Source organism: Alteromonas sp. BZK5 (assembly GCF_014349115.1).
Taxonomy (GTDB): domain Bacteria; phylum Pseudomonadota; class Gammaproteobacteria; order Enterobacterales; family Alteromonadaceae; genus Alteromonas; species Alteromonas macleodii.
This window is the reverse complement of record NZ_JACSOE010000088.1, coordinates 1-13,616: the sequence shown is the minus strand read 5'-3', so window position 1 is coordinate 13,616 and position 13,616 is coordinate 1. Positions and strand designations below refer to the sequence as shown.

Here is a 13,616-nt window from a genome sequence, read left to right as displayed (position 1 = left end):
CTTTCATATTCTAGTTTTTTCGAAAGGCTGGCGTATTCTTTTTCTGCTTTCCCTAACATTTTATCTGATTCAACGAGAGCTGTGTTTTTTTCCGCCAATCTCGATTTAACATCCAAAAGAGCACGTTTATTTTCTTTTTCTTTTAGACCCAGTTCTTCGTTTTTAGCTCTCAAATCTTCTCGAGCTAAGCCCACCATTAGTTTGACAGAAGGCGTACCTCCAACACTTACAGAGTTAAGTAAGTACTCAATTCTACTAGCCTTATCGTTACTAGCTTTAATAGATAAATAACCAACTACGTCGTCAAAACTTAATTTAAAATAAAACGCTCTCAAGTTAGAATGTAGAGAAGGGGCGACTTTTTTTAATTTCGTAGGTTCAAATAAGTCTAACAAGTTCACTAAGGTAATTTGTTTTTTGTGCTTATAAAAAAAGTCTAGAAGTTCTGTAGCATTTCCCACTGAATCTAATACAACTGAATTTAATTCATCTTCGCTTTTCTCAATATTGTTAAGGACTAACGATGGGGGACAATAAAATATAACTAATTGCTGCGCAGGGTTAGTTATACAAAATCTCAAGAGTTCCTTAGTATCAACCTCTTTTTTTAACAAACTATAAGCGTTACTAATAGTTATATCATCGAAACTTTCGACTACATGTTCGGAAAAAGAAGAAACAAAGTCGTCCCAAAGGGAGTTAGCTTGTGTAATACAATATACTGCCATTTTAAAAGCGTATCCTTGATGTAAATCTACTTTGGTACGAGTTGCTTGCCAGAGTCTAACAGACAACCTGCAAACGTTCTCATTGTATTCAAAATGATGTTGTTCTTGTGCCGTTCAAGAGCTTAACTTTAAAGGTGCACTTTGTTTTACCCGACATAACTTGAAAAACTTTTGTTTTCATTGAGGGCGAACCTTGCTTTTAGAATTATACTCTAAACTAAAAAATCTAAGAGCACTCTTGCCAAAATATTCCTAGTTTACCCGCCCATACCTATCAGAAAAACGCACAATATCATCTTCACCAAGGTATGCGCCTGACTGAACTTCAATAAGCTCTAGAGGGATCTTTCCAGGGTTTTCTAACGCATGAACCGCACCAATAGGAATGTAGACCGACTCGTTTTCTGTAACTAGCTGAGTTTCTTCATTGATGGTTACGTTTGCACTACCAGAAACTACAATCCAGTGTTCAGCACGGTGGTGGTGCATTTGAACCGATAATTTTTCACCTGGCTTTACGGTAATGCGTTTTACTTGGAAACGGGCGCCACTGTCGATAGAGTCATAACTACCCCATGGACGGAATACTTCACGGTGGAATTCGAATTCAGGGCGGTGCTCTGCTTTAAGCTTATTCACTACCGTTTTAATGCTTTGCGCATCGTTCTTATGTGCCACCATTACGGCATCTTTTGTTTCTACTACGATAACGTCTTCTAGCCCAATTACAGATACCAGGCGCTGCTCAGCATTTACGTAACTGTTCTTTGTGTTTTCTAGGATAGTATCGCCTACAGTAGCGTTGCCGTTTTCATCTTTCTCTGCAGTTTCCCACAGTGAAGACCAGCTACCCACATCGCTCCAACCTGCGTCTAATGGAACCATAGCTGCGCTATCCGTTTTTTCCATTACTGCATAGTCAACTGAATCGTCTGGACATTTCGCAAAAATATCGTGGTCAACGCGTATGAAATCTAGATCTGGTGTTTCTGTATCGATAGCACGCTTACAGACGTCTAACATTTCAGGGTTGTATTTTTCTAGCTCTTCCAAATAGCGGCTTGCTTTAAACATAAACATACCGCTATTCCAGTAGTAACTGCCCGAATCTACATACTCTTTTGCAGTTTCCAAAGCAGGCTTTTCTACAAACTGTGCGACTTCAAAACCATCACCTGCTTGCTCGCCAGCTTTGATGTAGCCATACCCTGTATGCGGCTGGTCTGGAACAATACCAAAAGTTACAAGTTTACCCTGCTCTGCTAGCTTTTCGGCTTTAGCAATAGCTGTGTGAAACGCTTTGTTATCTTTAATAAGATGGTCAGCGGCCAAAACAAGAAGAACAGGGTCTTCGCCATTAATGGTCGCGTGTAGCGCCGCTAGTGCAATTGCCGGTGCCGTATTTCGGCCAACAGGCTCTAGAAGAATACCACCATGTTGGATATCTTTTTGACGAAGTTGCTCAGCTACTAGGAAGCGATGTGCATCATTACAAATAAAGATTGGATTTTGAGCTGGCGTGCCTTTTAAGCGAGTAATTGTGTCTTGTAGCATAGTGCTGTCTGATGTGAGAGACAGAAACTGCTTTGGAAGCGCTGCACGAGACTTTGGCCATAAGCGACTGCCTGAGCCGCCAGCTAATACTACTGGTTTCATTTGTAATATCCTTGATGTGTGGGTGCTTCGCCCACGTCCTATTAATTATATATTCGACCTTTAGTATACAAAGGTTTGCGTTACGTTTAAATGGCAAAAATACATTGGTATTGGCTCACAGTAACAACAATGCCCCTAAAATTCTTAATACAAAAAAAAAGGGGCCTGAGTTTTCACTCAGGCCCCTTTTTCTAATCGAGTATTAATTACTCTTCAGTTGCTTCTACTGCTTCTTCTTCAGCTTCTACAACTGGACGGTCAACTAGCTCAACATATGCCATTGGGGCATTGTCGCCAGCACGGAAACCGCATTTTAGAATGCGAGTGTAACCGCCTGGGCGAGCTTCGTAACGAGGACCAAGCTCGTTGAATAGTTTACCTACAACCTCTTTGTCACCAGTGCGGGCAAAAGCTAGACGGCGGTTTGCAACGCTGTCTTCTTTAGCCATAGTGATTAGAGGCTCGATTACGCGACGTAATTCTTTCGCTTTTGGTAACGTAGTTTTGATCACTTCGTGCTTGACCAAAGAACCGGCCATGTTTTTGAACATAGCTTGACGATGGCTGCTGTTGCGATTCAACTGACGACCACTCTTACGATGGCGCATAGTTTTATCCTTCTCTACAAATCAGTTTGATAAAAACCTGATTAATCTTTTTCAGCGATGCTCTCTGGCGGCCAGTTTTCTAGGCGCATACCTAGAGAAAGACCACGAGATGCTAGAACATCTTTGATTTCAGTTAGCGATTTCTTACCAAGGTTTGGCGTTTTAAGTAGCTCAACCTCAGTGCGCTGTACCAGGTCACCAATGTACTGGATAGCTTCTGCTTTCAAACAGTTTGCAGAACGTACTGTCAGCTCTAGGTCATCTACTGGACGAAGCAGAATCGGATCGAATTCTGGCTTCTCTTCTTTCGCTTCTGGCTCAGACACATCACGTAGGTCTACGAATGCATCTAGCTGTTCGGCTAGGATAGTAGCAGAACGGCGGATCGCTTCTTCAGGATCCAAAGTACCGTTCGTCTCCATGTCGATGATTAGTTTGTCTAGGTCTGTGCGTTGTTCAACACGAGCAGACTCTACACTGTAAGCAATACGTTCAACTGGGCTGTATGAAGCGTCTACTAACAAACGACCAATTGGACGATCATCTTCTTCAGAGGAGCGACGGGTAGAAGCTGGTACATAACCGCGACCCATTTCTACTTTAATGCGCATGCTGATTTCAGCTTCGCCAGTTAAAGTACAAATAACGTGGTCAGGGTTTGTAATTTCTACGTCGCCATCATGCTGAATATCACCAGCAACAACAGGGCCAGCGCCAGATTTCACTAGAGTTAGGGTTGCCTCAGTTTTACCTTCAAGGCGAACCGCTAAACCTTTAAGATTTAGCAAGATTTCAATTACGTCTTCCTGAACACCTTCTTTGGTGCTGTACTCGTGAAGAACGCCGTCAATTTCTACCTCGGTAACTGCACATCCTGGCATAGATGACAGTAAAATACGACGTAGGGCGTTACCTAGAGTATGGCCAAAGCCGCGCTCTAGTGGTTCCAAAGTTACTTTGGCACGAGTAGGAGAAACGTTTTCGATCTCAACTAATCTCGGTTTTAGGAATTCAGTCACAGAACCCACAATGCTTCCTCTTTAGTTAGCTTTACTTAGAGTAAAGTTCGACGATCAACTGTTCGTTAATTTCCGCAGACAGGTCAGTTCTTTCAGGAACGCGCTTGAAAGTGCCTTCCATTTTGCTGCTGTCTACTTCAATCCAGGTTGGCTTCTCACGTTGGTCAGCCAGTTCCAAAGCAGCAACGATACGCGCTTGCTTCTTAGCCTTTTCACGAACAGAAACCACGTCTTCGGCAGAAACGTTAAACGATGGGATGTTCACAACTTGACCATTTACCATGATCGCCTTGTGGCTAACTAGCTGACGTGCTTCTGCACGAGTGCTAGCGAAACCCATACGGTAAACTACGTTATCAAGACGCTGTTCTAAAAGCTGTAGCAAGTTTTCACCTGTGTTGCCTTTTAGACGTGCAGCTTCTTTATAGTAGTTGCGGAATTGCTTTTCCAGAACGCCGTACATACGACGAACTTTTTGTTTTTCACGCAGCTGAACACCGTAGTCAGACAGACGGCCACGACGGGCACCGTGCTGACCAGGCGCTGTATCGATTTTACATTTAGAATCGATTGCGCGAACGCCGCTTTTTAGGAACAGGTCTGTTCCTTCGCGACGGCTAAGTTTGAGTTTTGGACCCAAATATCTTGCCATGATCTTTCTCCAACTGTCCGTCGATTAAACGCGACGTTTTTTCGGTGGACGACAACCGTTGTGAGGAATAGGGGTCACATCGGTAATGTTTGTGATCTTATAACCTGTAGCGTTAAGAGCACGGATCGCAGACTCACGGCCTGGACCTGGACCTTTAACGAAAACTTCAAGGTTCTTAAGACCGTATTCTTGTGCAGCAACACCTGCACGCTCAGCAGCTACCTGTGCAGCAAATGGGGTAGATTTACGTGAACCACGGAAACCTGAACCACCAGATGTCGCCCATGCTAGTGCATTGCCTGAACGGTCTGTAATAGTCACAATTGTGTTGTTGAAAGACGCATGGATATGAGCCATACCGTCTGCAACCTGACGTTTAGCGCGCTTACGCGTGCTACGAGCTGGTGCTTTAGCCATAACTTACTCCCCGTTTACTTCTTAATTGGCTTACGAGGACCTTTACGGGTACGCGCATTAGTTTTAGTGCGCTGACCACGTAGAGGCAAGCTACGACGGTGGCGAATACCACGGAAGCAACCCAGGTCCATCAAACGTTTGATGCTCATAGAGACTTCACGGCGTAGGTCACCTTCAACGGTGAATTTAGCCACTTCGTCACGAAGCTTATCAATAGTAGCTTCGTCTAGCTCTTTGATTTTTGTATTTTCTGCAACACCAGCACCCGCACAAATGCTTTTCGCACGTGTGGGACCAACGCCATAGATCGCTTGGATAGCGATTACAGCATGCTTGTGCTCAGGAATGTTAATGCCAGCGATACGGGCCATTAACAGCACTCCTCTTGTTTATTTGTCGACGACCTAAAAAGCCCGATAGGATACTTACCCGTCGACTAAATTGCAAATTAAGGTTCAAAATACTTTAAAACAAAACTAGCAGAACCAGACAAGTACTATCTAGGTTCTGCTTACTTAGCTTTGCGAATATCTTGTTCCGCTTAGATTAGCCCTGACGCTGCTTATGCTTTGGGTCAGAACTGCAAATTACACGCACAACACCGTTGCGCTTGATAACTTTACAGTTACGGCAAATCTTTTTTACTGATGCACGAACTTTCATTACATCTTTCCCCTTTCTATCAATATTAAGGGGCTAACTTATCGGCCGTAGCCTTTAAGGTTAGCTTTCTTCAGCACAGACTCATATTGACTAGACATCAAATGTGTCTGTACTTGTGCCATAAAGTCCATGATAACTACTACGATAATGAGAAGCGACGTACCACCGAAGTAGAACGGCACATTCCAAGCAATTAGCATGAATTCAGGCACTAAACAAATAAAGGTTATGTACAGTGCGCCAGCCAGTGTAAGGCGAGTCATTACCTTGTCAATGTATCGTGACGTTTGCTCACCCGGGCGGATGCCTGGGATGAACGCGCCAGATTTCTTCAAGTTATCTGCTGTATCACGCGGGTTGAAAACCAACGCCGTGTAGAAGAAGCAGAAGAAGATAATCGCAGCTGCATATAACATCACGTACAGCGGTTGACCAGGAGATAGCATAAGCGCTACATCTTGCAACCACGCTGTTGATTCATTCTGTCCGAACCATCCTGCGATGGTACCCGGGAACAGAATTATGCTAGAAGCAAAGATTGGTGGAATTACACCAGCAATGTTGACTTTCAGCGGTAAATGGGTGCTTTGTGCAGCAAAAACCTGACGGCCTTGCTGACGTTTTGCGTAGTTTACCACAATTCTGCGCTGTCCGCGCTCTACAAATACAACTAGGTATGTAAGAGCGATAACAATCACGCCAATCAACAGTAGGAACAACAAGTTAATGTCGCCCTGCCTTGCTTGTTCCGCAGTCTGACCTATCGCTGTTGGCAGACCGGCAACAATACCAGCAAAAATCAATATAGAGATACCGTTACCAATACCTCGTTCGGTAATTTGCTCACCCAACCACATAAGGAACATAGTTCCTGTGACTAGGCTCACTACTGCCGTAAAGTAGAATCCGAAGCCAGGGTTTATCACCAATCCATTAATCAGGTTAGGCAAACCAGTCGAAATTCCAATTGATTGGAAGATAGCCAATACAAGCGTTAGATAACGCGTGTACTGACTAATTTTACGACGGCCTGCTTCGCCTTCTTTTTTAAGCTCCACCATCGGTGGGTGAACCACCGAGAGCAACTGCATGATAATGGATGCAGTAATGTATGGCATAATGCCCAAAGCCAGAACGGATGCACGCTCAAGCGCACCACCAGAGAACATGTTAAACATTTCTACAATGGTGCCTTTTTGTTGCTCGAACAAGTCAGCAAGTACAGCTGGATCGATGCCAGGGATAGGAACGTAAGAACCTAGTCTGAATACAACAATCGCACCAAGTACGAACAACAATCTTGCCTTAAGCTCACTCAAGCCGCTTTTAGCGCCTGAATCCAATCCTGGTTTAGCCATCTAGCTTATTCCTCTACTTTACCGCCAGCAGCTTCAATCGCTTCTTTAGCGCCTTTAGTAACCTTTAACCCGCTTACTGTAACAGCGCGTGAAACTTCACCGCTCTTAACAACTTTAACGAACTGGATTTCTTTCTTAACGATACCAGCTGCTTTTAAAGTCTCAAGAGACGCAGTATCACCATCAACCTTCGCGATTTCAGCAAGAGTTACTTGATCAGTAACAAAGCTCTTGCGTGAAGTGAAACCGAACTTAGGAAGACGACGCTGGATAGGCATCTGACCACCTTCGAATCCTGGCTTAACGCGGCCACCTGAACGGCTTTTTTGACCTTTGTGACCGTGGCCACTCGTTTTACCAAGACCTGAGCCGATACCACGACCAGAACGCTTACCAGTAGGCTTTGAACCTTCGGCTGGAGAAATTGTATTTAAACGCATGTCTTACTCCTCCACTATCTCAACCATGTAATATACACGGTTGATCATGCCACGAACGGCTGGGGTATCTTCCAGTTCACGAACATGGTTGATTTTACGAAGGCCTAAACCTTTAAGCGTAGCTTTGTGCTTTGGCAGACGGCCAATTGCACTTTTAGTTTGCTTTACTTTAATCGTTGCCATGTCTGATTACCCCAAAATTTCTTCTACAGACAATCCACGCTTCGCAGCAACTTTCGCCGGGCTGTTCATTTCTGTCAGCGCGTTGATTGTTGCACGTACAACGTTGATTGGGTTTGTAGAGCCGTAACATTTTGAAAGTACGTTTTGTACACCAGCTACTTCAAGTACTGCACGCATCGCACCACCGGCAATAATACCGGTACCTTCAGATGCTGGCTGCATGTAAACTTTAGAGCCAGAGTGACGACCTTTAATCGGGTGCTGTAACGTGTGACCGTTAAGGTCTACGTCAACCATGTTGCGACGTGCCTTTTCCATTGCTTTTTGGATTGCAGCAGGTACTTCACGTGCCTTACCGTAACCAAAACCAACGCGACCGTTACCGTCACCCACTACTGTCAATGCAGTGAAACTAAAGATACGACCACCTTTAACCACTTTAGATACGCGGTTTACGGCGATCAATTTCTCTAGAAATTCACCATTTTGAACGTCTTGTTTAGCCATTATAAACTCCTAGAACTGAAGACCAGCTTCGCGAGCTGCATCAGCTAATGCTTTAACGCGACCGTGGTATTGGAAACCACTGCGATCGAAAGCCACTGTTTTAATGCCTTTCTCAAGCGCGCGCTCTGCGATTGCTTTACCGACTACCGTCGCTGCTTCAGCGTTACCTGTAGACTTAAGATCTTTTGCAAGATCTTTCTCAACAGTTGAAGCCGCTGCCAACACTTCAGAACCGCATGGAGCGATTAGCTGAGCGTAGATGTGGCGAGGTGTACGGTTAACTACCAAGCGATGCGCGGCCAGTTCACGAATTTTTGCTCGTGCGCGAGTAGCGCGACGAATGCGAGCTGTTTTCTTATCCATCGTATCACCCACCTACTTTTTCTTAGCTTCTTTACGACGTACGTGTTCGTCAGCGTAACGTACACCTTTACCTTTGTAAGGCTCTGGTGGACGGTAACCACGAATGTTCGCCGCAACCTGACCAACCACCTGCTTATCGGCGCCTTTAACGACGATTTCAGTTTGGCTAGGAGTTTCAACCGTAATGCCTTCAGGCATTTCGTATGCTACAGGGTGAGAGAAACCTAGTGTAAGGTTTAGTTTGTTACCTTGTGCTTGTGCACGGTAACCAACACCTAACAACTGAAGTTTTTTCTCAAAACCTTCTGAAACACCTTGAACCATTGCGTTAAGGATAGAGCGCGCAGTACCAGCCTGTGCCCAACCGTCAACAAAGCCTTCACGTGGAAGTGCTTTAAGTTGGTTCTCTTCCTGTGCAACTTCTACAGCGTCGTTGAAAACGCGGGTCAAAGTGCCTTTACTACCTTTAACAGTAACTTCTTGACCAGAGATAGAAACTTCTACACCTGATACAACGTCTACTGGGGCTTTTGCTATACGTGACATTTCAACTCCTCCGTTATGCTACATAACCGATGATCTCACCGCCCATGCCAGCGTTACGCGCTGCACGGTCAGTCATCACACCTTTAGAAGTCGACACGATAGCTACGCCTAAACCACCCATAACCTTTGGAAGCTCATCTTTTTTCTTATAGATGCGCAGACCAGGACGGCTTACACGTTCGATAGTGTCAATTACTTGCTTGCCTTCGAAGTACTTAAGCGTAACTTCTAAAACAGGCTTAACGTCACCAGAAGCAGCGAAGTCAGTAATATAACCTTCAGCTTTCAATACTTCACAGATTGCAACGCGAAGTTTTGAAGAAGGCATAGTTACAGAAACTTTCTGTGCCATCTGGCCGTTACGGATGCGGGTAAACATATCCGCGATAGGATCTTGCATGCTCATTATCAGCTACTCCTTACCAGCTGGCTTTCTTAAGGCCAGGGACTTCACCGCGCATCGCTGCTTCGCGAAGCTTAATACGGCTAAGACCGAATTTGCGTAGGTAACCATGTGGACGACCAGTAACACGACAACGGTTACGTTGACGAGACTTACTAGAGTCACGTGGCAGTTGTTGTAGCTTCAGAACAGCGTCCCAACGCTCATCTTCAGAAGCGTTAACATCGCTGATAATCGCTTTAAGTGCGGCGCGCTTTTCAGCATACTTAGCTACTAGCTTAGTACGCTTAGCTTCACGTGCCTTCATTGATTCTTTTGCCATAACCCTACACCCCTACTTTTTGAATGGGAAGTTAAACGCGTCCAGCAGAGCACGTGCTTCTTCATTTGTATTCGCACTGGTAGTGATAGTGATATCCATACCGCGAACCTTATCCACTTTATCGAAATCGATTTCAGGGAAAATGATTTGCTCACGCACGCCCATGCTGTAGTTACCACGTCCGTCGAATGATTTAGGATTCAAACCACGGAAGTCGCGAACACGTGGGATAGCGATTGAAATCAAACGCTCTAGGAATTCCCACATACGCTCGCCGCGTAGGGTTACTTTACAGCCAATCGGATAACCTTCACGGATTTTAAAACCCGCTACTGATTTTCTAGCAACTGTAACAACAGGCTTCTGACCGGCGATAGCCGTCATGTCAGCTTGAGCATTCTCAAGTACCTTTTTGTCAGCAACTGCTTCACCTAAACCCATGTTTAGAGTGATTTTTTCAATCCGAGGGACTTGCATGACGCTTTTGTATCCGAACTGCTTAGCAAGTTCAGCTACTACTGTTTCTTTATAGAAATCATGCAGTTTCGCCATCGTACTCTCCAATATAATTAAACAAGTTCGCCGTTAGACTTGAAGAAACGTACTTTCTTCTCATCTTCGAAACGGAAACCAACGCGATCTGCTTTACCCGTTGCCGGGTTAACAATCGCAACATTAGAAACGTGAATAGAAGCTTCTTTCTCAACGATGCCACCAGCTACGCCCAGTTGTGGGTTTGGCTTAGTGTGCTTCTTAACGAGATTAACGCCTTCTACAATTACACGGTTATCAGCAATAAGCACTTTAAGGACTTTGCCTTGTTTGCCTTTGTCTTTACCCGCTAATACGACTACTTCATCATCACGACGAATTTTATTAGCCATTATCGTGACTCCTTATAGTACCTCTGGGGCCAATGAGATGATTTTCATGAAGTTTTCACTTCTCAACTCACGGGTAACCGGGCCAAAGATACGCGTACCAATTGGTTGCTTGTTAGCATTAAGCATAACAGCCGCGTTACCGTCAAAACGAATGGTAGAACCATCTGCACGACGAACGCCTTTTCTAGTACGCACCACCACTGCATTCAGTACGTCACCTTTTTTAACTTTACCGCGAGGAATTGCTTCCTTAACAGTAACTTTGATGATGTCACCGATACCTGCATAACGGCGATGCGAGCCACCAAGAACCTTAATACACTGAACCCTGCGAGCGCCGCTGTTGTCTGCAACGTCCAGGTTAGTTTGCATTTGGATCATGTTAGTGCTCCGCTCTTAAAATTAAGACTCTCCCGAGTCGTTAGTGCTGCTAAAAACAACTGGATGTCGTTGCTTTTATGTACATACCCCCATAAAAAGGGCGCGAAATAATAACAGAAAACATTTGGAAGTGATAGCGGTAAATTGAATTATTTTTAAACTATGTGAGCAATAAAAAAGCCCCGACTAAAAGTCGGGGCTGATAACCACGTCATAGGTTATCAAGCAGGATCTTTTAGGCGATTTTCATTACTTACAAGCTGCTTACTCAAGTGACTGTAAAGGCACTCTTTCAACCGGCTTACACCAACAGGTTTTGATATGAAGTCATCCATGCCGGATTTCAAGCATTTTTCTTTGTCGCCGGTTAACGCATTTGCGGTTAATGCAATTATTGGGATGTCCCGTGCCTTGTCTCCCATTGACCTAATTAGCTTCGTCGCCTCTAATCCATCCATTACAGGCATATGGCAGTCCATCAAAATGATTGTGTAGGGTGACTTTCCTTTTAATGCGCCTTTAACTTTTTCTACTGCCTCTTCACCGTTTTCTGCTAAATCGGCGGTAATACCTATCTCTTTTAGTTGCTCTTTAATGATACTCATGAGGATTTAGGCCCTTCCGGACAGCAAGTAAAAAGGCCAACGTTTTTAGCGTTGACCTTTTAAACTTACGTGAAATACACGCAGATGAAAGTTTTCACCCTTATCAATTAGTATAATATATGTACTAACCGATTAATAAAGCACGTTAATTTCATATCCCGTTGGTGTATCCGCTGGCTCAACAGTAACTATGTAGTTTTCTTCCTCTGTAAAGCCAAACAGCGCGGTTCTATCAAGCAGCACCTGCTCCTCGTTGTCATCTTCGTATACGGCAATCACTTCATAATAGTCTGACGGCAGCACTTCACTGGTACTTTCAGCAAATTCAAGATTCTGTATATCGTACTCAGCAGTATCAATGGTTTCGTCATTTCTTACCAAGTAGAAGTCTACGTCATCAAAGTCGCTAACTAAGTTGATGAAGTTTACTGTCTTATCGTAGGCCTGAGGCAAACCGCTTTCTACAAAGGTTGCTGCGCCTAATTTATTGTTGGTGTTGTAGATAAGAATAGCCTTACTCTCACCCTGATTAAGCGTAATTAGCTTGTTGCTCAGTGACGTCACTGTACCTGATGGGTCGGTTACGGTAACGCGATAATCGCCATAGCGGATAGTACTAAACTCAGACAACTCGCCCGCCGCGAGTGTAAAACTGACGTCCTCTTCATCAGTGTTTCCACCAAAGGTAACCTGAAGCTCTGCATCCAGATTCGTAGAATTGTAAATACGATACTGTGAATCTGCTTCTACATCTGTAAGCGCCGTAACTGATGAAGAGTTAAGAATAGTGTCTACAACTAGCCCTTCTTGAATGGCGCCACTGACATCGCGCAGTGTCATTAGATACTCAGTTTCGTATACAAAATCGATGGTTTGTGATTCAAAGACAACATCGTCACTTCCTGGTTCGGTCAAATAAATCGTGTACTCGCCCTCATCAAAGTATTCACTGTCATCATCTGCATCCCAGAAGTCAAATTCAATCATGTCGTCCGTTGTAACCGTGCCAAGGAAGTTGGCTGCTTCAAACGGGTCGCCAGACTCACTCATGTAGAAATCATAAGAAGATTCATCTACTGCTACCGACAAAGCGAATAGGCGGAAGTGATCTTCCAATGTTTCGCGATTATAGGAATAGGTGGTAAAAACGGGGTTACTAAAGTCACCACTCATAACAACAATGGTCTTATAACCGGTTTTTAAGTTAACGGTAATCTCGTCAATAAATACTTCTTGGTCGTCTGAATCAGTTCGAATGAACTCGAGTTCTAATTCTCCATCATCCATAGAGTACATTGACGTAGTATCACCAAATTGAGCAGAGCCAAAGCTATCGCCATCAACTTCACGCATTTCTACATTGGCACCGTTAGGCGAAGCGTTGTAAAACTGAATGTAAGCATACGAATAATCTGAGCTACTGCTGCCTGAGCCACCACAAGCGGTAAGCCCAAGCAGTGCAATAAGCCCAATTGCCACTGTTTGGAACCATGTTCCACGAAGCAAAGATTGAGAGGTCAATTGCATAAATTGAATGTCCTTTGAAGTTGTTCTTGGTTGGATAAAGCCTGCGTAAAAGCAAATAGGCACATGTAGAGAGTGCTGATCTTGGCACGCACAATACAGCGATATGGCTATGTGAATAGGGCTTAGTTCGCAGCTTTACGTCAACTTTGCAAAGCTGACCTTTCTTTATGGAAACTTGACATTCGAGCTTCTAAAAATGCTGGTAAAAGGCATAAATGTGCGAATAAACGTAAGCAAACCGCGCACAAAACTGAAACATCGAGTAGGGTGAGGCGTCACCGCCTCATCCCTCTCACAGAACCGTACATACGGGCCTCGTATACGGCTCATGTACACAGTTATTTAGCGTAATTG

At 44.3% G+C, this 13,616-nt stretch carries 21 protein-coding genes; all 21 read right to left on the bottom strand.

The features are described from left to right. The coding region (locus BIZ39_RS17990) for a hypothetical protein (protein ID WP_187447634.1) at positions 1–728 on the bottom strand (728 nt) is incomplete at its 3' end. Positions 729–980: 252 nt separating this feature from the next. Next, positions 981–2,384, bottom strand: a complete 1,404-nt coding sequence (locus BIZ39_RS17985; RefSeq protein ID WP_187447633.1) for a mannose-1-phosphate guanylyltransferase/mannose-6-phosphate isomerase — start codon at positions 2,382–2,384, stop codon at positions 981–983. Between the two features lie 206 nt (positions 2,385–2,590). Beyond that, positions 2,591–2,992, bottom strand: a complete 402-nt coding sequence (gene rplQ, locus BIZ39_RS17980) for a 50S ribosomal protein L17 (protein WP_012519212.1) — start codon at positions 2,990–2,992, stop codon at positions 2,591–2,593. Positions 2,993–3,033: 41 nt separating this feature from the next. Then, entirely contained in the window at positions 3,034–4,023 is a 990-nt protein-coding gene (locus BIZ39_RS17975; protein WP_039226687.1) for a DNA-directed RNA polymerase subunit alpha, read from the bottom strand. Positions 4,024–4,042: 19 nt separating this feature from the next. Then, on the bottom strand, positions 4,043–4,663 hold the full coding sequence (rpsD, locus tag BIZ39_RS17970; protein WP_012519214.1) for a 30S ribosomal protein S4: 621 nt from the start codon (positions 4,661–4,663) through the stop codon (positions 4,043–4,045). 24 nt (positions 4,664–4,687) lie between these two features. Beyond that, positions 4,688–5,080 carry a 30S ribosomal protein S11 gene (rpsK, locus tag BIZ39_RS17965; RefSeq protein ID WP_012519215.1) on the bottom strand — a complete coding sequence of 131 codons (393 nt, stop codon included), beginning with the start codon at positions 5,078–5,080 and terminating at the stop codon, positions 4,688–4,690. 14 nt (positions 5,081–5,094) lie between these two features. Beyond that, on the bottom strand, positions 5,095–5,451 hold the full coding sequence (gene rpsM, locus BIZ39_RS17960; protein WP_012519216.1) for a 30S ribosomal protein S13: 357 nt from the start codon (positions 5,449–5,451) through the stop codon (positions 5,095–5,097). Positions 5,452–5,626: 175 nt separating this feature from the next. Then, positions 5,627–5,743 carry a 50S ribosomal protein L36 gene (rpmJ, locus tag BIZ39_RS17955; protein WP_012519217.1) on the bottom strand — a complete coding sequence of 39 codons (117 nt, stop codon included), beginning with the start codon at positions 5,741–5,743 and terminating at the stop codon, positions 5,627–5,629. Positions 5,744–5,781: 38 nt separating this feature from the next. Further along, positions 5,782–7,101 (bottom strand): preprotein translocase subunit SecY, encoded by a 1,320-nt coding sequence (secY, locus tag BIZ39_RS17950; RefSeq protein ID WP_014977524.1) that lies wholly within the window; start codon positions 7,099–7,101, stop codon positions 5,782–5,784. A gap of 5 nt (positions 7,102–7,106) precedes the next feature. Continuing rightward, complete coding sequence (rplO, locus tag BIZ39_RS17945; protein WP_014950906.1) at positions 7,107–7,541, bottom strand: 50S ribosomal protein L15; 435 nt, start codon at positions 7,539–7,541, stop codon at positions 7,107–7,109. Between the two features lie 3 nt (positions 7,542–7,544). Next, positions 7,545–7,724: a 50S ribosomal protein L30 gene (rpmD, locus tag BIZ39_RS17940; RefSeq protein WP_014950907.1), complete on the bottom strand. Its 180-nt coding sequence runs from the start codon at positions 7,722–7,724 to the stop codon at positions 7,545–7,547. Between the two features lie 6 nt (positions 7,725–7,730). Further along, positions 7,731–8,231 (bottom strand): 30S ribosomal protein S5, encoded by a 501-nt coding sequence (rpsE, locus tag BIZ39_RS17935; RefSeq protein ID WP_012519221.1) that lies wholly within the window; start codon positions 8,229–8,231, stop codon positions 7,731–7,733. Between the two features lie 9 nt (positions 8,232–8,240). Then, positions 8,241–8,594: a 50S ribosomal protein L18 gene (rplR, locus tag BIZ39_RS17930; RefSeq protein WP_014950908.1), complete on the bottom strand. Its 354-nt coding sequence runs from the start codon at positions 8,592–8,594 to the stop codon at positions 8,241–8,243. A gap of 12 nt (positions 8,595–8,606) precedes the next feature. Beyond that, entirely contained in the window at positions 8,607–9,140 is a 534-nt protein-coding gene (gene rplF, locus BIZ39_RS17925) for a 50S ribosomal protein L6 (RefSeq protein WP_014950909.1), read from the bottom strand. 13 nt (positions 9,141–9,153) lie between these two features. Then, positions 9,154–9,546, bottom strand: a complete 393-nt coding sequence (rpsH, locus tag BIZ39_RS17920; RefSeq protein WP_012519224.1) for a 30S ribosomal protein S8 — start codon at positions 9,544–9,546, stop codon at positions 9,154–9,156. A gap of 13 nt (positions 9,547–9,559) precedes the next feature. Further along, the gene (gene rpsN, locus BIZ39_RS17915) at positions 9,560–9,865 is read right to left on the bottom strand and encodes a 30S ribosomal protein S14 (protein WP_014950910.1); all 306 of its coding nucleotides are present in this window, start codon (positions 9,863–9,865) and stop codon (positions 9,560–9,562) included. Between the two features lie 12 nt (positions 9,866–9,877). Continuing rightward, positions 9,878–10,417: a 50S ribosomal protein L5 gene (gene rplE / locus BIZ39_RS17910; protein WP_014950911.1), complete on the bottom strand. Its 540-nt coding sequence runs from the start codon at positions 10,415–10,417 to the stop codon at positions 9,878–9,880. Between the two features lie 17 nt (positions 10,418–10,434). After that, positions 10,435–10,749, bottom strand: coding sequence for a 50S ribosomal protein L24 (gene rplX / locus BIZ39_RS17905; RefSeq protein ID WP_014950912.1), 315 nt, complete (start codon positions 10,747–10,749; stop codon positions 10,435–10,437). A gap of 12 nt (positions 10,750–10,761) precedes the next feature. Then, positions 10,762–11,130 carry a 50S ribosomal protein L14 gene (gene rplN / locus BIZ39_RS17900; RefSeq protein WP_012519228.1) on the bottom strand — a complete coding sequence of 123 codons (369 nt, stop codon included), beginning with the start codon at positions 11,128–11,130 and terminating at the stop codon, positions 10,762–10,764. A 221-nt stretch (positions 11,131–11,351) separates the two neighbouring features. After that, positions 11,352–11,735 carry a response regulator gene (locus BIZ39_RS17895; RefSeq protein WP_262385804.1) on the bottom strand — a complete coding sequence of 128 codons (384 nt, stop codon included), beginning with the start codon at positions 11,733–11,735 and terminating at the stop codon, positions 11,352–11,354. Positions 11,736–11,867: 132 nt separating this feature from the next. Further along, positions 11,868–13,262, bottom strand: a complete 1,395-nt coding sequence (locus tag BIZ39_RS17890; protein WP_187447632.1) for a DUF4397 domain-containing protein — start codon at positions 13,260–13,262, stop codon at positions 11,868–11,870. Between the last annotated feature and the right edge of the window lie 354 nt (positions 13,263–13,616).

Coding starts and splice junctions, on each gene's coding strand:
- BIZ39_RS17890 (WP_187447632.1), bottom strand. CDS start 13,262: ATGCAATTGACCTCTCAATCTTTGCTTCGTGGAACATGGTTCCAAACA.
- rpsN (WP_014950910.1), bottom strand. CDS start 9,865: ATGGCAAAAGAATCAATGAAGGCACGTGAAGCTAAGCGTACTAAGCTA.
- rplQ (WP_012519212.1), bottom strand. CDS start 2,992: ATGCGCCATCGTAAGAGTGGTCGTCAGTTGAATCGCAACAGCAGCCAT.
- rpsE (WP_012519221.1), bottom strand. CDS start 8,231: ATGGCTAAACAAGACGTTCAAAATGGTGAATTTCTAGAGAAATTGATC.
- rplO (WP_014950906.1), bottom strand. CDS start 7,541: ATGCGTTTAAATACAATTTCTCCAGCCGAAGGTTCAAAGCCTACTGGT.
- rplF (WP_014950909.1), bottom strand. CDS start 9,140: ATGTCACGTATAGCAAAAGCCCCAGTAGACGTTGTATCAGGTGTAGAA.
- BIZ39_RS17895 (WP_262385804.1), bottom strand. CDS start 11,735: ATGAGTATCATTAAAGAGCAACTAAAAGAGATAGGTATTACCGCCGAT.
- rplN (WP_012519228.1), bottom strand. CDS start 11,130: ATGATCCAAATGCAAACTAACCTGGACGTTGCAGACAACAGCGGCGCT.
- rpmD (WP_014950907.1), bottom strand. CDS start 7,724: ATGGCAACGATTAAAGTAAAGCAAACTAAAAGTGCAATTGGCCGTCTG.
- rpsD (WP_012519214.1), bottom strand. CDS start 4,663: ATGGCAAGATATTTGGGTCCAAAACTCAAACTTAGCCGTCGCGAAGGA.
- rpsH (WP_012519224.1), bottom strand. CDS start 9,546: ATGAGCATGCAAGATCCTATCGCGGATATGTTTACCCGCATCCGTAAC.
- rplE (WP_014950911.1), bottom strand. CDS start 10,417: ATGGCGAAACTGCATGATTTCTATAAAGAAACAGTAGTAGCTGAACTT.
- rpmJ (WP_012519217.1), bottom strand. CDS start 5,743: ATGAAAGTTCGTGCATCAGTAAAAAAGATTTGCCGTAACTGTAAAGTT.
- BIZ39_RS17985 (WP_187447633.1), bottom strand. CDS start 2,384: ATGAAACCAGTAGTATTAGCTGGCGGCTCAGGCAGTCGCTTATGGCCA.
- secY (WP_014977524.1), bottom strand. CDS start 7,101: ATGGCTAAACCAGGATTGGATTCAGGCGCTAAAAGCGGCTTGAGTGAG.
- rplX (WP_014950912.1), bottom strand. CDS start 10,749: ATGGCTAATAAAATTCGTCGTGATGATGAAGTAGTCGTATTAGCGGGT.
- rpsK (WP_012519215.1), bottom strand. CDS start 5,080: ATGGCTAAAGCACCAGCTCGTAGCACGCGTAAGCGCGCTAAACGTCAG.
- rplR (WP_014950908.1), bottom strand. CDS start 8,594: ATGGATAAGAAAACAGCTCGCATTCGTCGCGCTACTCGCGCACGAGCA.
- rpsM (WP_012519216.1), bottom strand. CDS start 5,451: ATGGCCCGTATCGCTGGCATTAACATTCCTGAGCACAAGCATGCTGTA.